Annotated in this window: 28 protein-coding genes; 25 read left to right on the top strand and 3 right to left on the bottom strand. The window is 41.5% G+C overall.

Annotated features, from left to right (window positions below; genetic code table 11):
* Position 1: 1 nt before the first annotated feature.
* The 22 genes from rpmC (at position 2) to rplQ (ending at position 10,653) form a co-directional block, all read left to right on the top strand.
* On the top strand, positions 2 to 202 hold the full coding sequence (gene rpmC / locus ACYQ3A_RS02710) for a 50S ribosomal protein L29 (RefSeq protein ID WP_459895460.1): 201 nt from the start codon (positions 2 to 4) through the stop codon (positions 200 to 202).
* A gap of 11 nt (positions 203 to 213) precedes the next feature.
* On the top strand, positions 214 to 504 hold the full coding sequence (rpsQ, locus tag ACYQ3A_RS02705) for a 30S ribosomal protein S17 (protein ID WP_459895458.1): 291 nt from the start codon (positions 214 to 216) through the stop codon (positions 502 to 504).
* Positions 505 to 527: 23 nt separating this feature from the next.
* Positions 528 to 896, top strand: a complete 369-nt coding sequence (gene rplN, locus ACYQ3A_RS02700; protein ID WP_459895456.1) for a 50S ribosomal protein L14 — start codon at positions 528 to 530, stop codon at positions 894 to 896.
* Positions 897 to 907: 11 nt separating this feature from the next.
* Complete coding sequence (gene rplX / locus ACYQ3A_RS02695) at positions 908 to 1,261, top strand: 50S ribosomal protein L24 (RefSeq protein ID WP_459895455.1); 354 nt, start codon at positions 908 to 910, stop codon at positions 1,259 to 1,261.
* Between the two features lie 22 nt (positions 1,262 to 1,283).
* On the top strand, positions 1,284 to 1,841 hold the full coding sequence (gene rplE / locus ACYQ3A_RS02690; RefSeq protein ID WP_459895454.1) for a 50S ribosomal protein L5: 558 nt from the start codon (positions 1,284 to 1,286) through the stop codon (positions 1,839 to 1,841).
* Between the two features lie 13 nt (positions 1,842 to 1,854).
* Positions 1,855 to 2,040 carry a type Z 30S ribosomal protein S14 gene (locus tag ACYQ3A_RS02685; RefSeq protein ID WP_013637823.1) on the top strand — a complete coding sequence of 62 codons (186 nt, stop codon included), beginning with the start codon at positions 1,855 to 1,857 and terminating at the stop codon, positions 2,038 to 2,040.
* Between the two features lie 26 nt (positions 2,041 to 2,066).
* Positions 2,067 to 2,489 carry a 30S ribosomal protein S8 gene (rpsH, locus tag ACYQ3A_RS02680; protein ID WP_459895453.1) on the top strand — a complete coding sequence of 141 codons (423 nt, stop codon included), beginning with the start codon at positions 2,067 to 2,069 and terminating at the stop codon, positions 2,487 to 2,489.
* 22 nt (positions 2,490 to 2,511) lie between these two features.
* On the top strand, positions 2,512 to 3,054 hold the full coding sequence (rplF, locus tag ACYQ3A_RS02675; RefSeq protein ID WP_459895451.1) for a 50S ribosomal protein L6: 543 nt from the start codon (positions 2,512 to 2,514) through the stop codon (positions 3,052 to 3,054).
* A 23-nt stretch (positions 3,055 to 3,077) separates the two neighbouring features.
* Positions 3,078 to 3,443, top strand: a complete 366-nt coding sequence (gene rplR, locus ACYQ3A_RS02670; protein WP_459895449.1) for a 50S ribosomal protein L18 — start codon at positions 3,078 to 3,080, stop codon at positions 3,441 to 3,443.
* An 11-nt stretch (positions 3,444 to 3,454) separates the two neighbouring features.
* Positions 3,455 to 4,012, top strand: a complete 558-nt coding sequence (gene rpsE / locus ACYQ3A_RS02665) for a 30S ribosomal protein S5 (protein WP_459895448.1) — start codon at positions 3,455 to 3,457, stop codon at positions 4,010 to 4,012.
* Positions 4,013 to 4,014: 2 nt separating this feature from the next.
* Entirely contained in the window at positions 4,015 to 4,200 is a 186-nt protein-coding gene (gene rpmD / locus ACYQ3A_RS02660; RefSeq protein ID WP_459895447.1) for a 50S ribosomal protein L30, read from the top strand.
* A gap of 1 nt (position 4,201) precedes the next feature.
* Positions 4,202 to 4,660: a 50S ribosomal protein L15 gene (gene rplO / locus ACYQ3A_RS02655; RefSeq protein ID WP_459895446.1), complete on the top strand. Its 459-nt coding sequence runs from the start codon at positions 4,202 to 4,204 to the stop codon at positions 4,658 to 4,660.
* A gap of 9 nt (positions 4,661 to 4,669) precedes the next feature.
* Positions 4,670 to 5,998, top strand: coding sequence for a preprotein translocase subunit SecY (gene secY / locus ACYQ3A_RS02650; protein WP_459895445.1), 1,329 nt, complete (start codon positions 4,670 to 4,672; stop codon positions 5,996 to 5,998).
* 1 nt (position 5,999) lies between these two features.
* A complete protein-coding gene (locus ACYQ3A_RS02645; RefSeq protein ID WP_459895444.1) occupies positions 6,000 to 6,563 on the top strand; it encodes an adenylate kinase in 564 nt (187 codons plus the stop codon).
* Positions 6,556 to 7,338, top strand: coding sequence for a type I methionyl aminopeptidase (gene map / locus ACYQ3A_RS02640; RefSeq protein WP_459895443.1), 783 nt, complete (start codon positions 6,556 to 6,558; stop codon positions 7,336 to 7,338). Before ACYQ3A_RS02645 ends, map begins: the two co-directional genes overlap by 8 nt.
* 79 nt (positions 7,339 to 7,417) lie before the next feature.
* Positions 7,418 to 7,636 (top strand): translation initiation factor IF-1, encoded by a 219-nt coding sequence (gene infA / locus ACYQ3A_RS02635; RefSeq protein ID WP_121171331.1) that lies wholly within the window; start codon positions 7,418 to 7,420, stop codon positions 7,634 to 7,636.
* Positions 7,637 to 7,702: 66 nt separating this feature from the next.
* A complete protein-coding gene (gene rpmJ, locus ACYQ3A_RS02630; RefSeq protein WP_013637834.1) occupies positions 7,703 to 7,819 on the top strand; it encodes a 50S ribosomal protein L36 in 117 nt (38 codons plus the stop codon).
* 11 nt (positions 7,820 to 7,830) lie between these two features.
* Positions 7,831 to 8,211, top strand: a complete 381-nt coding sequence (rpsM, locus tag ACYQ3A_RS02625) for a 30S ribosomal protein S13 (RefSeq protein ID WP_459895442.1) — start codon at positions 7,831 to 7,833, stop codon at positions 8,209 to 8,211.
* Positions 8,212 to 8,260: 49 nt separating this feature from the next.
* Positions 8,261 to 8,653 carry a 30S ribosomal protein S11 gene (rpsK, locus tag ACYQ3A_RS02620; protein WP_459895441.1) on the top strand — a complete coding sequence of 131 codons (393 nt, stop codon included), beginning with the start codon at positions 8,261 to 8,263 and terminating at the stop codon, positions 8,651 to 8,653.
* A 12-nt stretch (positions 8,654 to 8,665) separates the two neighbouring features.
* Entirely contained in the window at positions 8,666 to 9,292 is a 627-nt protein-coding gene (rpsD, locus tag ACYQ3A_RS02615; protein ID WP_459895439.1) for a 30S ribosomal protein S4, read from the top strand.
* 27 nt (positions 9,293 to 9,319) lie between these two features.
* The gene (locus tag ACYQ3A_RS02610; RefSeq protein WP_459895437.1) at positions 9,320 to 10,276 is read left to right on the top strand and encodes a DNA-directed RNA polymerase subunit alpha; all 957 of its coding nucleotides are present in this window, start codon (positions 9,320 to 9,322) and stop codon (positions 10,274 to 10,276) included.
* A complete protein-coding gene (gene rplQ, locus ACYQ3A_RS02605; protein WP_459895436.1) occupies positions 10,273 to 10,653 on the top strand; it encodes a 50S ribosomal protein L17 in 381 nt (126 codons plus the stop codon). Before ACYQ3A_RS02610 ends, rplQ begins: the two co-directional genes overlap by 4 nt.
* A gap of 69 nt (positions 10,654 to 10,722) precedes the next feature.
* Here the strand turns inward: rplQ and ACYQ3A_RS02600 are convergent, their stop codons facing one another.
* From ACYQ3A_RS02600 to ACYQ3A_RS02590, 3 genes are read right to left on the bottom strand one after another with little or no spacing between them, the layout of a single operon-like run.
* Complete coding sequence (locus ACYQ3A_RS02600) at positions 10,723 to 10,956, bottom strand: cell division topological specificity factor MinE (RefSeq protein WP_459895435.1); 234 nt, start codon at positions 10,954 to 10,956, stop codon at positions 10,723 to 10,725.
* Between the two features lie 5 nt (positions 10,957 to 10,961).
* Positions 10,962 to 11,759 carry a septum site-determining protein MinD gene (gene minD, locus ACYQ3A_RS02595; protein WP_459895434.1) on the bottom strand — a complete coding sequence of 266 codons (798 nt, stop codon included), beginning with the start codon at positions 11,757 to 11,759 and terminating at the stop codon, positions 10,962 to 10,964.
* Positions 11,759 to 12,409 (bottom strand): septum site-determining protein MinC, encoded by a 651-nt coding sequence (locus ACYQ3A_RS02590; protein ID WP_459895433.1) that lies wholly within the window; start codon positions 12,407 to 12,409, stop codon positions 11,759 to 11,761. The genes minD and ACYQ3A_RS02590 overlap by 1 nt, the downstream gene beginning before the upstream one ends.
* A gap of 73 nt (positions 12,410 to 12,482) precedes the next feature.
* On the opposite strand from ACYQ3A_RS02590, the gene speB reads away from it, so the two are divergent.
* The 3 genes from speB to ACYQ3A_RS02575 are packed head-to-tail and all read left to right on the top strand — an operon-like array spanning position 12,483 to position 15,210.
* Positions 12,483 to 13,286 (top strand): agmatinase, encoded by an 804-nt coding sequence (speB, locus tag ACYQ3A_RS02585; RefSeq protein WP_459895431.1) that lies wholly within the window; start codon positions 12,483 to 12,485, stop codon positions 13,284 to 13,286.
* A gap of 2 nt (positions 13,287 to 13,288) precedes the next feature.
* Entirely contained in the window at positions 13,289 to 14,152 is an 864-nt protein-coding gene (gene speE / locus ACYQ3A_RS02580; RefSeq protein WP_459895430.1) for a polyamine aminopropyltransferase, read from the top strand.
* Between the two features lie 2 nt (positions 14,153 to 14,154).
* Positions 14,155 to 15,210: a bis-aminopropyl spermidine synthase family protein gene (locus ACYQ3A_RS02575; RefSeq protein WP_459895428.1), complete on the top strand. Its 1,056-nt coding sequence runs from the start codon at positions 14,155 to 14,157 to the stop codon at positions 15,208 to 15,210.
* Positions 15,211 to 15,219 lie beyond the last annotated feature (9 nt).

Genomic DNA, 15,219 nt, shown 5'->3' with positions numbered 1-15,219 from the left:
GATGAAGAAGTACACAGAAGAACTTAGACAGAAATCCACCGATGAACTCAAGAAGATGGTTGTGGAGCTTAAAGAAAAGCTCCTTAAACTCAGGTTTAAAAATGCTTTTGGTCAGCTTGATAACCCTATGGAGATCAGGAAGGCTAAGAAACAGATTGCCCGTATTCTCACAATCCTCAGAGAACGTGGCGTTAAGGCTTGATGGAGGAAGTGATGGCTGAAACCAGAGTTAACAGAAGAAAGGTAAGAATTGGAGTTGTTGTTAGCGATAAAATGGATAAGACCGTAGTTGTCAGGGTTACAAGGGAATTCAGGCACCCTGTTTACGGTAAGAGGGTTAAGTTTTCCAAGAAATACATGGCTCATGATGAGAACAACCAGTGTCAAGTTGGTGATGTTGTAAAGATTATGGAGACAAGACCTCTCTCCAGACATAAGAGGTGGAGAGTAGTTGAGATCATTGAGAAAGCCAAGAAGCTTGGCGGTGAGGAAGTAGAGGAGTAAATCTCTGTTAAAGGAGTGGAGAGATGATTCAGGTTCAAACATATTTAGCAGTCGCTGATAACACTGGAGCAAAGAAAGTCCAGTGTATCAGGGTTTTAGGTGGTTCCAACAGGAAATATGCGTCTTTGGGAGATCAAATAGTTGTTACCGTAAAGGACGCCATTCCAAACGCAACTGCCAAAAAGGGTGAAGTTTACAGGGCAGTTGTGGTTAGAACCAAGAAAGAGGTAAGGCGTCCTGACGGAACTTACATAAAGTTTGACGACAATGCTGTCGTTCTTCTGAACAAACAGGGAGAACCACTTGGAACACGTATTCTTGGGCCTGTTGCAAGAGAAGCGAGACAGAAAGGTTACACAAAGATAGCTTCACTTGCTCCAGAAGTTATTTAAGGAGGATTCTAATGGCTAAGAAGAAGTTCAAGATAAAAGCCGGCGATAAGGTTATGGTAATAGCCGGCAAGGATAAGGGAAAGGTAGGGAAGGTTTTAAAAGTTCTTCCTGAGGAAGAAAGGGTTATCGTTGAAGGTGTGAGAATTGTCAAAAAGCACCTCAGACCAAGCCAGAAATATCCTGAAGGTGGAATTATCGAGAAGGAAGCTCCTATCCACATCAGCAACGTTATGCTTGTTGATCCTAAGACTGGAAAGCCAACAAGGGTTGGCATAAAATTTGAAAACGGCAAGAAAGTAAGATACGCCAAGCGTTCTGGCGCTGTTATTGATGAAATCAGCAAACCCCAAAAGGCGGGTCGGTAATCCGCGATTTTAAGGAGGAAAGATGGCTGAAGAGAAGTACATTCCAAGACTTAAGCAAAAGTACAAAGAAGAAGTTGTTCCAATGCTCATGAAGAAGTTTGGTTACAAGAATATTATGGAAGTTCCAAGAATTGAAAAGATTGTTGTCAACATGGGTGTTGGTGAGGCTGTTCAAAACATTAAGGCCCTTGAAAATGCTATGAATGACCTTGCACAGATTACTGGTCAGAAGCCTTCCGTTAGGAGGGCGAAGAGATCTGAGGCTGGATTTAAGCTCAGAAAGGGAATGCCCATTGGTGCAAAGGTTACCCTCAGAAGGGATAGAATGTACGATTTCCTTGATAAGCTTATTTCAATTGCCCTTCCAAGGGTTAGGGACTTCAAAGGACTTTCTCCAAGATCTTTTGACGGAAGAGGTAACTACAACTTTGGTCTGGAAGAGCAGACTGTTTTCCCCGAAATTGACTACGACAAGGTTGACAAAATCAGGGGAATGAACATTACTATCGTTACAACTGCTGAAACCGATGAAGAGGCTAAAGCTCTTCTTGAAGCTCTTGGCTTCCCATTCAGGAAATAATTAAGGAGGAACGATGGCAAGGAAGGCTTTAATTGTTAAGGCTCAGAGAGAGCCAAAGTTTAAAGTTAGAAAGTACAACAGATGTCCCCTCTGTGGTCGTCCAAGGGGATTCATTAGAGAGTTTGGTATGTGCAGACTCTGTTTCAGAACTCTTGCCCTCCAGGGAAAAATACCTGGAGTTAAGAAGGCAAGCTGGTAAAACTTAACGGGAGAGGTAGAGTAGCCATGGTGATGGATACAGTAGCTGATTTCTTGACGAGAATCAGGAACGCCAACCTTGTTTATCAGGAGTACACAGACGCTCCTTACTCCAAGGTTAATGAGGCAATAGCTAAGATTCTTAAGGAAGAAGGTTTTATTAAGGATTATGAAATAAAAGAGGAAGAGTTTAAGAGAACTAAGAATCCTGAAAACAAGAAGAAGGTTATCAGAGTTTATCTCAAGTATGGCCCAAATAAGGAAAGGGTTATAAACGAGATCAAGAGGGTTAGTAAGCCAGGTAGAAGGATCTACGTTGGTAAAGATGAAATTCCTCTCGTAAAGGCTGGACTTGGCGTTGCAATTCTTTCTACCAACAAAGGAATCATTCCTGGTTACAAAGCAAGAAAACTTGGAGTTGGTGGAGAAGTTCTCTGCTACGTCTGGTAAAACTGATTAAAGGAGTGGGAAGATGTCAAGAATAGGTAGGATGCCTGTTGAGATACCACAGGGCGTAACTGTAGAAGTTAAGCCAGGTAATCATGTAATTGTTAAGGGACCAAAGGGAACCCTTGAGTATACTTTCAATCCAAGACTTACAATAAAGGTTGAGGACAACAAGGTAATCGTTGAAAGACCTACGGATGAGAAGCAGATGAGAGCTCTTCACGGAACGACAAGAGCTCTCATTAATAACATGGTAACTGGAGTTTCAAAGGGATTTGAGAAGGTTCTTGAAGTAAAAGGTCTTGGTTATAGGGCTTTTGTTAAGGGTAAAACCCTTGAACTCCACCTTGGTTTCTCACATCCAGTTCTCTACCAGATTCCAGATGATATTCAGATAGAGGTTGACAGGGACAACAACATCTACGTTAGAGGAATTGACAAGCAAAAGGTTGGTCAGGTAGCTGCTGAGATCAGATCCTTCAGGCCACCAGAGCCTTACAAGGGTAAAGGTATCAGGTACAGAGGCGAGAAAATCATCCTCAAGGCTGGTAAGTCTGCTAAGAAGTAATCCTTAATTGGGAGAGGTCAAGAATGGCGAAGTTAACTAGAAGAGAAAGGATAGCTAAGAAACACAGAAGAGTAAGGAAGAAGATTTTTGGTACTCCAGAAAGACCAAGACTTGCAGTATATAAGAGCCTTAAACACATCTATGCTCAGATCATAGATGATGTTAACGGTGTAACCTTAGCTTCTGCTTCTACTCTTGACAAGGAACTCAGACCAAAGCTTGCTGAACTCACAAAGACAGAGGAAGCTAAGGAAGTTGGAAAGCTTGTAGCACAGAGAGCTCTTGAAAAAGGCATTAAAAAAGTTGTCTTTGATAGAGGTGGTTTTATCTACCACGGAAGGATAAAAGCCCTTGCTGAAGGTGCAAGGGAAGGTGGACTTGAATTCTAAGGAGGTAATTGATGGCTGAGAGAGTTAGACCAGAAGGGCTTGAGCTTAAAGAAAGGCTTGTTCATATCAATAGAAACGCTAAGGTTGTAACTGGTGGTAGGAAGTTCAGCTTTACAGCGTTTGTTGTAGTTGGTGACGGTAAAAGCGTTGTTGGATTTGGTAGAGGAAAGGCTGCTGAAGTCCCAGATGCTATCAGAAAGGCTACAGAAGATGCCAAGAAGAACCTCATTAGAATTCCTGTTATTGATGGAACTATTCCATTTGAGGTTCAGGCTAAGTTTGGTGGTTCAAAGATAATTATGAGACCTGCTGCTCCTGGTACTGGAGTTATTGCTTCTGCTCCAGTTCGTGCAGTTCTTGAGTCTGCGGGAATTACAGACATTCTCACAAAAGTTATCGGTTCAACAAACCCTCACACAGTTGTTAGAGCAGTTCTCAAGGCACTTGAGCAACTCAAGACTCCAGAAGAGTTCGCCAAACTTAGAGGTGTTTCTGTTGATGAGCTGAGGAGAAGATGGAAACTCCCTGGCAGGAGAATTACAAAGGAAGGTGAAATCGTCAGGAGGTAATGATGGCTAAGGTTAAAATAACCCTCATTAGAGGACTTGCTGGGAAAAGCAAAAGGAAAAGGGCTACCCTTGAAGCCCTTGGCCTTCGCAAGAGAGGAAAGAGTACTGTTAAGGAACTCAACCCTGCAATCGAGGGAATGATTGAAAAGGTAAAAGAACTTGTTAAAGTTGAGCCAGTGGAGGAGTAAGATGGAGCTTAAATTACATAGCTTGAGTCCAAATCTAGGTGCTGTAAGAGAAAAGAAAAGAGTAGGTAGAGGCCACGGTTCTGGCCACGGTAAGACATCAGGTAGAGGTCAAAAAGGACAGACTTCAAGGTCTGGATGGAAGGGAGGAACAAGACCTGGATTTGAGGGTGGACAGACACCTCTCTATATGAGATTCCCAAAGAGAGGTTTTTCAAACGCCCCATTCAAGAAAGAGTTTGCAATTGTTAACCTCAAGGATCTAAATGAGAGATTTGAAGACGGGGCAGAAATTACTCCTGAGGTTCTAAAAGCGGCTGGGCTTGTTAAGAAAAACCTTCCTGTAAAGATTCTTGGAGATGGTGAGGTTACCAAGAAATTTACAGTTAAAGCTCACAAGTTCTCAGCCTCTGCAAAGGCTAAAATTGAAGCTGCTGGAGGCGTTTGCGAGGAGATAGCTTAGGAGTAGAGAATGAACCTATCAAAGATTCTATTCAACGTAACTGAAGTTCCAGAGCTCAGGAAAAGATTCATCTTTACAATATTGCTCCTGGCCATTTACAGGCTGGGAGCTCATATCCCTACCCCTGGAATTGATGTTGTAGCTCTTTCAGAGTTTTTCAAGAGGGCTCAGGGAACTGTCTTCGGCTTTATGGACGTTTTTTCCGGTGGAGCTCTCAGCAAGTTGACGATTTTTGCCCTTGGTGTAATGCCTTACATCAGTTCTGCCATTATTATGCAGCTTCTTACTGTTGCTATTCCGTCTATTGAGAAACTTGCAAAAGAAGAGGGCGAGTACGGAAGAAGAAAAATAAACCAGTACACCCGTTACGGTGCGGTACTTCTTGCTTTCATTCAGGCACTTGGTATTGCCATTGGACTTGAAGGCATGAAAAGCCCTTCTGGTGTTCCCATAGTTCCAAATCCTGGTTTTACGTTTATTTTCGTTTGTGTTACCTGTCTCACTGCCGGTGCAACATTCCTCATGTGGCTTGGTGAAAAGATAACAGAGAAAGGCATTGGTAATGGAATGTCGATTCTCATCTTTGCAGGTATCGCTGCAAGTATTCCAAATGCTGTAATCACTACTTTTACTCTCTTTAAGAATGGTGAAATCTCTCTCTTCAAGATAATAGGGATTTCTGTGATTATCTTTGTGATGATTGCAGCCATTGTCTATATCCAGGAAGCTGAAAGGAGAGTCCCTCTTCAATATGCAAGGAGAAATGTTGGAAGACAGGCTGTTGGTAAATATACAAGCTATCTTCCAATAAAACTGAATCCTGCTGGAGTTATTCCGATTATCTTTGCAGCTTCGGTTCTAATGTTTCCCGCAACAATTGTTAAGTTTATCCACCACCCCGTTGCTCAGGCGATCTATGATGCTCTTCAACCAGGAAGTACCCTCTACTTAGTTGTTTATGGTGCTTTAATCTTCTTCTTTACCTATTTCTACACAGCGGTAATCTTCAATCCAGAAGAGATAGCTGAAAACCTCAACAAGCACGGTGGATTTATTCCTGGGGTAAGAGCAGGAACAGATACTGCAAACTACTTAGATAGGATAGTTTCAAGACTTACATTTGCCGGTGCAGTTTTTCTTACCTTAGTTGCCATTATTCCATTGATTATTACACAGAAGATGCAACTTCCGTTCTATTTTGGTGGAACAGCAATTCTTATTGTCGTTGGTGTTGCACTTGATACGCTAAGAAGAATGGAAGCATACGCTCTTTCCATTTCCTACGAGGGATTCCTTGGTAGAAGAAGGAAAAAACTGAAACTGGGTGCTGGAGGTTAAGGTGATAAAAGTAGTTTTTCTTGGACCACCAGGAGCAGGAAAGGGAACGCAGGCAGTAAGGATTGCAGAAAAGTACAACGTTCCTCACATATCAACTGGAGACATCTTAAGGGCAGCTGTGAAAGAGGGAACAGAGCTTGGAAAGCTGGCAAAAGAGTATATGGATAAGGGGGAACTTGTTCCAGATGATGTAATCATTGGCATTATCAGGGAAAGACTATCTCAATCGGATGTTAGAGAGAGAGGTTTTATCCTTGATGGTTTTCCAAGAACTCTCCCTCAGGCTGAAGCTTTAGACAAAATGCTTTCCGAACTCAACATGCCTCTTGATAAGGTTGTTTACCTCAACGTTGACGATGAGGAGATAGTAAAGAGGCTTTTAGCCCGCGGTAGAGCAGATGATACTGAGGAAGTTATAAGGAATAGACTTGAAGTTTATAGAAAGCAAACAGCTCCTCTCATCGATTACTACTCTGAAAGGGGCATCCTTGTTGAGATCTGCGGTGTTGGTGAAATTGATGAGATAACGAAGAAAATTGAGGAGAGCTTGGGACTAAATGGTTAAGACGCTCAGAAAAACAAAGCATGGAATAATCCTAAAAACTTCAGAGGAGATTGCAAGGCTAAGAACTGCTGCAGCAACAACTATGGAAATTCTCCTCAGAGTTGCTGAGCAAGTAGCTCCCGGTATTACAGCTCTTGATATAGATAGGATTACAAGAAGTCTCTGTAAGGAATATGGCGTAAAGCCTGCTTTCCTCGGTTATGGTGGCTTTCCTGGTGCAATTTGTGTTTCCGTTAACGAGGAAGTTGTTCATGGACTTCCTACAAAGAAGAAAGTTTTCAAAGAGGGAGATATTGTAAGCCTTGACTTTGGTGCTGTCGTGGATGGCTGGATTGGTGATGTTGCAGTAACAGTTCCAGTTGGAAAAATAAGTGAGACTGCACAAAAGTTGATAGATGTTACGAGAGAATCTCTCTACAAAGGTATTGAAGCAGCTAAAGCAGGTGGGAAACTTATCGATATATCGAGAGCCATTCAGAAGTATGTTGAGTCTCATGGTTTTAATGTAACTCGTGGTTACGCAGGCCACGGAATTGGAAGGTCTTTGCATGAGGAACCTCAGATAACAAACTATGTTTACAAAGGCTATCCAGATATCACTCTTGAGCCAGGAATGACGTTTGCAATTGAGCCAATGGTAAATGAAGGAACAGGGAAAGTAAAAGTAAAGAGAGACAGATGGACTGTTGTTACTAAAGATGGTAAGCTTTCTGCTCATTTTGAGCATGATGTTGCTATTACGGAAGATGGGACTATAATTATGTCCGCAATCTAATTAAATTTAGCCTTTCGTTTTTATTTCCCTCCCCTTGATGGGAGGGGAATAAAATTAATCAAGCCTTTCAGGGGAAAGTATGGCAAAGGAAAAAGGAATTCAGGTAGAAGGCAAAGTAATTGAGGCTTTGCCTAACGCTTATTTTAAGGTGGAGCTTGACAATGGGCATCAGGTGCTTGCCCATGCATCTGGAAAAATGAGGGTTCACTTTATTAGAATCCTGCCAGGCGACCGTGTGGTTGTCGAGCTGAGTCCGTACGATTTAACAAGGGGAAGAATTATTTATAGAAAAGGCTAAACCGTCCCTTTTAAATAACCGCGGCTGAAGGCACGAAAAACCGAAATTTTCAAGGAGAGGTAACAGATGAAGGTAAGACCATCTGTAAAGAAGATTTGCCCCAAGTGCAAGATTATAAAGAGAAAAGGGGTAGTAAGAGTTATCTGCGAGAATCCAAAACACAAACAAAGACAGGGTAAGTAAGGAGGCTGACGGTGGCAAGGATAGCTGGAGTAGATATTCCTGATAATAAGAAGGTGCCCTATTCTCTTGCTTACATTTATGGAATAGGTATCAAGAGCGGATTCAAAATTTGCGAACAGGCTGGAATTGATCCAGAGAAAAGAGTTAAAGATCTTACTGAAGAAGAGATAGCAAAGCTCAGAAAGATCATCGAGACAGAGTATAAGGTTGAGGGTGATCTCAGAAAAGAGATCGCTATGAATATTAAAAGACTTATAGAAATTGGTTGTTACAGAGGTGTTCGTCACAGACTCGGTCTCCCTGTTAGAGGGCAGAGAACCAGAACGAACGCCAGAACAAGGAAAGGACCAAGGAAAACAGTTGCTGGTAAGAAAAAGGCAACTAAGAAATAAGTGATGAGTGACGCGTAACGGGTAAGTAACTTGAATTGGGAGGTTATTAATGGCAAGAGCCAGAAAAGGTGGTAAGAAAAAACAGAAGAGGACTGTAGGTTTTGCAATTGCTCATATACAGACAACTTTCAACAACACAATTGTTACCTTTACAGATAAAGAGGGTAATACTCTTTGCTGGGAAAGCGGAGGAACTGTAGGTTTTAAAGGAACAAGAAAGAGTACTCCATATGCGGCTCAGCTTGCTGCAACAAAGGCAGCTGAAAGAGCTATGAAGGAGTATGGTGTTAAAGACGTTGAGATAAGAATCAAGGGTAACGGTGGTGGTAGAGAAACCGCCATTAAAGCAATAGCGGCTGTTGGTCTCAATGTAAAAGCTATTAAGGATGTTACTCCTATTCCACACGATGGATGCAGACCACCAAAAAGAAGAAGGGTGTAACGGAGGTAATCGATGGGAAGATATGCAGGACCGAAATGGCGTATTGCTAGACGCCTTGGCGTTAACATATACGTTGGTGAAGAGAAGTCTCAGAAAGGTAAATCTATTCTTGATAGAAGACCCTATCCACCAGGACAGCATGGTCGTAGTCGTAGAAAGATCTCTTACTACGGCCGTCAGCTTATGGAAAAGCAGAAGGTTAAGTACTACTACGGTATAAGGGAAAGGCAGTTTAGACGTTTCTACGAGATAGCTGAAAGAATGAGAGGCCAGACTGGTGAGAACCTTCTTAAACTCCTTGAAAGTAGGCTTGATAACGTTGTTTACAGACTTGGTTTTGGTAAGTCCCACAGACACGCAAGGCAGCTTGTTGTTCATGGTCACATCCTTGTAAATGGGAAGAAGGTTGATAGACCATCTTACCTTGTAAAACCTGGAGATATTATTGAGGTTAAGGAAAGGAGTAGGGATATTCCTCAAATTAAAGAGGGAATTGAGCTTGCTCAAAGAAGAGGTATTCCTTCCTGGCTTGAGCTGGATGCTGAGAACTTCAAGGGTGTTGTAAAAGCTGAACCAACAAGGGACGAGATAGAGATTCCAATTGAGGAGCACCTGATCGTCGAGCTCTACTCCAAGTAATAGTTAACGGAACTTGTGGAGGAAATAATGGTTGAATTTATCACTCCTGATAAGTTTATCTGGGAGGAACATACAAAGGATTATGGAAGATTTGTTGTAGAACCCCTCGAGAAAGGGTACGGTACTACCATAGGAAATGCTCTCAGAAGAGTTCTACTCTCTTCCATTGAAGGTGCTGCTCCAACTGCTGTTAAGTTTGAAGGGGCTTATCACGAATTTACAACTCTTCCTGGTGTTGTAGAGGATGTTACTGAGATTGTTCTCAACATTAAGCAACTTAGGTTTGTTCTCCATGGAGAAGGACCTATTTTCATAGAGCTCAAGAAGAAGGGACCAGGGAAGGTCTATGCAAAAGACTTTGAACTTCCATCTCAGGTTGAGCTCTTAACACCAGATCAGGAGCTGGCAACTCTCGATAATGAGAATTCAGAAATAGAGATTCACCTCAGGATAGATAAAGGTAAAGGTTTTGTTCTATCTGAGGATATCCAGGAAATCTTCGATATCTCTACAATAGGTTGGATTCCTCTTGATGCTGACTTTTCGCCTGTCAAGAAGGTGGCTTTCAGGGTTGAGGATACCAGGGTAGGAAGAAGAACTGACTACAACAGGCTTACAATGGAAATATGGACAGATGGTAGCATTACTCCGAAGGATGCTGTTGTTAGAGCTGCAAACATCCTTATAGATCACTTCTCCATGGTTAGAGATAGGCTTGTAGAAGCCATTTTTGCTACTGTTCAGGCTGAAGAGGTTGAGCAAGAGAAAATGCCTGAAATCTACAGTCAGACACTTGAAGAGGCTGGTTTAAAGGGTAGAGCCCTTAAGGTTCTTGTAGAAAATGGCATTAAGACTGTAGAAGATTTGGTGAAGCTTTCAAAGAAAGAGCTGGAATCGATAAAAGGACTTGGAAAGAAGTCATTGGCAGAGATAGAGAAACTCTTAGCTTCTCTCGGATTTGAACTTGGAGGTGGAGAGAAATGAGACATAGGATAAAAAGGAAGAAACTTGGAAGACCTACTGAGCATAGATTGTTGATGCTTAGAAACCTTGTTACAGATCTTATGGAACATGGAAAAGTTGTTACAACAGTTGCAAGAGCTAAGGAACTGAGAAGACTTGCTGACAGAGTAATAAACAAGGCAAAACAGGAAGACAAAGTAAAGGCTATAAGAGAAGTGCTTGCTATTGTCACAAAGAAAGATGTAGCTTACAAGCTTGTAAATGAAATTGCTCCAAAGTATGCGGATAGAAACGGAGGATATACAAGGCTTCTCCACTACGATTTCAGGAAAGGAGATGCTGCTCCAACTGCGATCGTTATGCTTGTTGAGCCAAGACAGGAAAGTGGTGAAGAGTAATTTTAGATTGTTGGTGTTGGTTCATGTACCTAAAAGCCCCCAAGTGGGGGCTTTTCTATTGTTGGGCTTCTAATTTTTGACAGGGACTTCAATTTCTATCTTTTCCAGATCGTCATGAGAAACGTTTATTGAAACACCAGCAGCATCAATAAATGGAAACTCCTTTAAGGCATTTAAAATGGCGTTTTTTACCTCTTCTATAGCATTTGGGGGTAATCCAGCCCTGTCATATTTAAGCACCAACTGTAATCTTTTCTTGGCGATCTCTTTACTTGATTTTTTTCCAAATGGCCATAGCCCCATTTTTACTATTCTCCTCCAAACAGTTTCTTGAGCTTTTCAAAGAGACCTTCGTTATATTCCAGGTTAAGGAATGGAACTTCTTTTCCAAGTAGTCTTTCTCCAATGTTTCTAAGGGCTTTACCTGCAATAGATTCTTCGAAAAGGACGGCTGGTTCCCCTCTATTTATGTAGGAAACCATATTTTTATCTTCAGGAACGATTCCCAGAAGTTCGAGTCCAAGGATTTGAACTACATCTTCAGCATCAAGCATGTCTCCTTTTGCAACTTTCTTGGGGTCAAGCCTGTTAACTATCAGTTTGGGTTCCGGTTTTCCCATTGCTTCACAGAGTCCAGTGACTCTATCTGCATCTCTGATTGAAGCCATTTCTGGGTTTGCTATAACCAGTATAGTATCTGCAGGGGTAACGGCTGTTTTGAAACCCTCTTCAATTCCAGCCGGTGAGTCAATGAAAACAAAGTCGAACTTATCCCTCAGCTTTTCAACGATGTTAACGAGATCTTCTGGTTTAATGGCACTTTTGTCTTTTGTTTGTGCAGCCGGAAGCAGGTATAGATTCTTTGTCCTTTTGTCCTTTACGAGGGCTTTCTCCACAGGACAAACACCTTCTGCAACATGAACTATGTCATATACAATCCTGTTTTCCAGCCCAAGGATTAAATCAAGATTTCTGAGTCCTATGTCAGCATCAATTGCTACAACTTTATAACCTTTTGCTGCAAGAGTTGTTGCAAGATTTCCTGTTATGGTACTTTTACCCACTCCTCCCTTTCCAGATGTCACACAGATTACTTTGTCAGCCATTATCTCCCCTTCTTAGAGAATTCTATTTTTAAATTTCCAGATTTTACTCTTGCCCTGAAGTTGATATAGGATTCTTTTCTATCAAAAATCTTTTCCTGATTGCAAATTTCCAGTCTGGGGGCTTCAAAGTAGAGAGCTCTTATCTCTGCCTCAGATTTACCAATTCCTGCTTTTACCGTACCACGTAAGCTCCCCATCACGTAGACATTCCCCCCTGCTTCAACTTCTGCTCCTGGGTTTACGTCTCCCAGTATGACAAGATCTCCCGTAGATGTTACTTTATCTCCCGAACGTAAGGTTCTCTTTATAAATTTTATCTCTTCTGTTTCAGCTCTCTCTTTTTCTTTTTCTAATTCCATTTCGGATAGGTCGCAAGGAATCCCCAAGGAGATACAAATTTCCCTGTTCTCTTTGATATTAGTTTTAAAACCACAAAACGTCAATTCTTCGACGTTTTCTAAGAACTGTTTGAGTTCAAGTATTTCTTCTTTTGTTAGTGTTCTATCTTCTACAGAGATAATGAATCTTGAACCTCTTAGGAGTTGTCTTTTTTCTAAGATAAAATTCTTTATATTATCAATATCAAACGATTTATTATCTGTTAAGATTCCAATTCCAATTACGTTTGTTCCCCTTAACTTGAAGTTCATTTCTGTACAGTTCTCCTTGTTTAGACAGAATTTGGGTTAAACTTTAACTTCAAATTTTATCACAGAGGGTAAGATGACTTTTCTGGGAGCATCTCAATCCGGAGATATTTCTATTTTTGGGATTCCTTACGATTCTACAACCTGTTTTAGACCAGGAACAAGGTTTGGTGCTGATGGTGTTCGATTCTTTTCAGAAAATCTTGAAACTTACAGTCCTTCTCTAAATAGAGATCTGGAAGATATAAATTTCCGGGATCTTGGTAATGTGGATATTCCTGCTGATTCGGAAGGTATGGTTGGAGCAGTAGAAAGTTTTATGGAAAATGTGGAAATTCCGGTAATGATTGGTGGTGAACATTCGGTAACCTATCCTGTAGTTAAGTCTCTTTTTAATAGGTATGGGAAATTAACAGTTGTTCAGTTTGATGCCCACGCCGATTTAAGAAATGAGTATTCAGGGACAAGGTATTCACATGCCTGTGTTATGAGGAGAGTCTTGGAGCTCGGATGTGACATAATTCAGGTTGGAATCAGGAGTGGAACGAGAGAAGAATTTGAACTTATGAAAAACAGTCCACAGATTACATATCTTTCTGCTCCAGAGAAACTGCCTGAAGTTTTAGAAACTGTTAAGACACCAATTTACATTACGATAGATATCGATTTCTTCGACCCAGCCTATGCCCCCGGAACAGGAACTCCAGAACCGTGCGGTTTCTCACCTGTTGAATTCTTTGAAACCATCTATAAATTACCGCCTGTCGAGATAGTTGGGTTTGATGTTGTAGAAATTTCTCCTCCCTACGATCCATCTGGAATTACGCAAATGCTTGGAGCAAAGATCATTAGAGAACTAATTTTGAAGTTCTGGGGGTAGAGATGCTCTGGTTTACCGAGTACTACACTGGTGAAGGAATGGATTTAAAAGGAACAGGATTGACCATAAAGGTTAAGAATGCAGTGACAACTAAAACTCCATTTCAGGAAATTATGCTTCTTGATACTGAAGACTTTGGAAAGATGCTTGTTCTTGATGGTGCAATCCAGACCACAGAGAAGGATGAGTTTGTCTATCACGAAATGATAGTCCATCCAGCTCTTTTTACGCTTGGCAGGAAACCGGAAAGAGTTCTTGTTATTGGTGGCGGAGATGGTGGAACTGTGAGAGAAGTTGTAAAGCATAATCCAGAAAAAGTTGAGATGGTGGAGATAGATAGAGAGGTTGTCGAGTTTGCAAAGCGGGAGCTCCCTACAATTTCCTGTGCTCTGAGTGATGAGAGAGTGGAGCTCATCTTTGATGATGGGAGAGAATACGTAAGGGGAAAAGAGAATATTTACGACGTCATTATTGTTGACTGTTCAGATCCAATTGGTCCCTCAAAGGTTCTCTATGAAGAGGAGTTTTATAGAGATGCCTTTAAAGCTTTGAAAGATGATGGAATCTTTGTTACTCAGTCTGAGTCTCCATTTGCTCAGAATAAAGTTCATAAAATGGTGGTCAGAGAGCTCCAGAAAGTCTTTCCAATAGTTAGACCTTACCTTGCATTTATTCCAACCTATCCTTCCGGAATGTGGAGTTTCACGATTGCTTCAAAGGTCTGTGATCCTCTTACTCTAAATCCGGAAGAGCTTTCAGGTAGAGTTTCAGACCTTGAAAATTCATCTGGAAAGCTTAAATACTACAACCCCCAGATTCACTACGGCGCTTTCGCCATTCCAAACTTTATATATGAGGAGGAGTAAAAATGGAAATACTAAAGCAGATTGCACAGGAAGCAGAGAAGAACACCCAGGTTCCTGCCTATCCAAGAAGTGTAGAAAAAGTAATTGCTGCTATCATGTCATCTTCAAACTTCTGGAAGATTGTTGACCTGTCTGATGAGCCACTTCCACTGGTTGCTGAGATTCTCAAGCTTCTCAACAAGCACGACCTTGTTGTTTTTGAAGGAACTCAGATTCTCCTTACAGAAGCTGGAGCTGAGCTTGTCAAAAAACTTGGAATTGAGACATTTGTTTCCCACAGATGTCCAACATGTAATGGAAGAGGAGTTGTTATTACAGACTGCCTCAAAGAAGCTTTTGAAAAGTTCCTTAAGATTCAGGAAAATAGACCTCCAGCCATACACCAGTATGACCAGGGTTATGTAACTCCTGAAAACACATTTGCAAGGGTTGCTCTTGCAGACAGCAGGGGAGATTTAAGAGGTAAAAACGTTGTTGTTCTCGGTGATGATGACCTTATGAGCATTGCTCTTGCTCTAACAGGACTTCCAAAGAAGGTTACAATCCTTGAGATTGACGAAAGACTTATCAACTTTATAAAAGAGGTTTCTGGCGAGTACAACCTCAACATAGATGCAAGAGTTCATGACCTTAGACAGCCTCTTCCAGAGGACGTTGTTGGAAACTACGATACTTTCTTCACAGATCCACCGGAAACTGTAGAAGCTATTAAGGCTTTCGTTGGAAGAGGAGTTGCAACCCTTAGAGCAGAAAGATGTGCTGGTTACTTTGGTGTAACAAGAAGAGAATCTTCACTTGATAAGTGGAGAAGAATTCAGAAGGTTCTACTCGATATGGGACTTGTGATTACTGACCTCCTTCACAACTTCAACGAGTACGTTAACTGGGATTACTACGAAGATATGAGAGGCTGGCAGCTTACGCCTGTTAAGGAGCCTCCAAAGGATATCTGGTACAAGTCAACTCAGTTTAGAGTTGAAACTGTAAGAGGATTCAAAGGCTTCAACGACCCAATCGTTGGCGACATCTACAACGACGCTGAGAGCTCTACTACCTAACTTTTCTGG

Source organism: Desulfurobacterium crinifex (assembly GCF_054656775.1).
This window is presented reverse-complemented; position numbering and strand designations above follow the sequence as displayed.

Coding starts and splice junctions, on each gene's coding strand:
- rpsE (WP_459895448.1), top strand. CDS start 3,455: ATGGCTGAGAGAGTTAGACCAGAAGGGCTTGAGCTTAAAGAAAGGCTT.
- rpsH (WP_459895453.1), top strand. CDS start 2,067: ATGGTGATGGATACAGTAGCTGATTTCTTGACGAGAATCAGGAACGCC.
- rplE (WP_459895454.1), top strand. CDS start 1,284: ATGGCTGAAGAGAAGTACATTCCAAGACTTAAGCAAAAGTACAAAGAA.
- speE (WP_459895430.1), top strand. CDS start 13,289: ATGCTCTGGTTTACCGAGTACTACACTGGTGAAGGAATGGATTTAAAA.
- ACYQ3A_RS02610 (WP_459895437.1), top strand. CDS start 9,320: ATGGTTGAATTTATCACTCCTGATAAGTTTATCTGGGAGGAACATACA.
- rpmC (WP_459895460.1), top strand. CDS start 2: ATGAAGAAGTACACAGAAGAACTTAGACAGAAATCCACCGATGAACTC.
- rpmD (WP_459895447.1), top strand. CDS start 4,015: ATGGCTAAGGTTAAAATAACCCTCATTAGAGGACTTGCTGGGAAAAGC.
- speB (WP_459895431.1), top strand. CDS start 12,483: ATGACTTTTCTGGGAGCATCTCAATCCGGAGATATTTCTATTTTTGGG.
- rplN (WP_459895456.1), top strand. CDS start 528: ATGATTCAGGTTCAAACATATTTAGCAGTCGCTGATAACACTGGAGCA.
- rplX (WP_459895455.1), top strand. CDS start 908: ATGGCTAAGAAGAAGTTCAAGATAAAAGCCGGCGATAAGGTTATGGTA.
- infA (WP_121171331.1), top strand. CDS start 7,418: ATGGCAAAGGAAAAAGGAATTCAGGTAGAAGGCAAAGTAATTGAGGCT.
- ACYQ3A_RS02600 (WP_459895435.1), bottom strand. CDS start 10,956: ATGGGGCTATGGCCATTTGGAAAAAAATCAAGTAAAGAGATCGCCAAG.
- secY (WP_459895445.1), top strand. CDS start 4,670: ATGAACCTATCAAAGATTCTATTCAACGTAACTGAAGTTCCAGAGCTC.
- rplQ (WP_459895436.1), top strand. CDS start 10,273: ATGAGACATAGGATAAAAAGGAAGAAACTTGGAAGACCTACTGAGCAT.
- rplR (WP_459895449.1), top strand. CDS start 3,078: ATGGCGAAGTTAACTAGAAGAGAAAGGATAGCTAAGAAACACAGAAGA.
- rplF (WP_459895451.1), top strand. CDS start 2,512: ATGTCAAGAATAGGTAGGATGCCTGTTGAGATACCACAGGGCGTAACT.
- rplO (WP_459895446.1), top strand. CDS start 4,202: ATGGAGCTTAAATTACATAGCTTGAGTCCAAATCTAGGTGCTGTAAGA.
- rpmJ (WP_013637834.1), top strand. CDS start 7,703: ATGAAGGTAAGACCATCTGTAAAGAAGATTTGCCCCAAGTGCAAGATT.
- rpsQ (WP_459895458.1), top strand. CDS start 214: ATGGCTGAAACCAGAGTTAACAGAAGAAAGGTAAGAATTGGAGTTGTT.
- ACYQ3A_RS02590 (WP_459895433.1), bottom strand. CDS start 12,409: ATGAACTTCAAGTTAAGGGGAACAAACGTAATTGGAATTGGAATCTTA.
- rpsD (WP_459895439.1), top strand. CDS start 8,666: ATGGGAAGATATGCAGGACCGAAATGGCGTATTGCTAGACGCCTTGGC.
- rpsK (WP_459895441.1), top strand. CDS start 8,261: ATGGCAAGAGCCAGAAAAGGTGGTAAGAAAAAACAGAAGAGGACTGTA.
- ACYQ3A_RS02575 (WP_459895428.1), top strand. CDS start 14,155: ATGGAAATACTAAAGCAGATTGCACAGGAAGCAGAGAAGAACACCCAG.
- map (WP_459895443.1), top strand. CDS start 6,556: ATGGTTAAGACGCTCAGAAAAACAAAGCATGGAATAATCCTAAAAACT.
- ACYQ3A_RS02685 (WP_013637823.1), top strand. CDS start 1,855: ATGGCAAGGAAGGCTTTAATTGTTAAGGCTCAGAGAGAGCCAAAGTTT.
- minD (WP_459895434.1), bottom strand. CDS start 11,759: ATGGCTGACAAAGTAATCTGTGTGACATCTGGAAAGGGAGGAGTGGGT.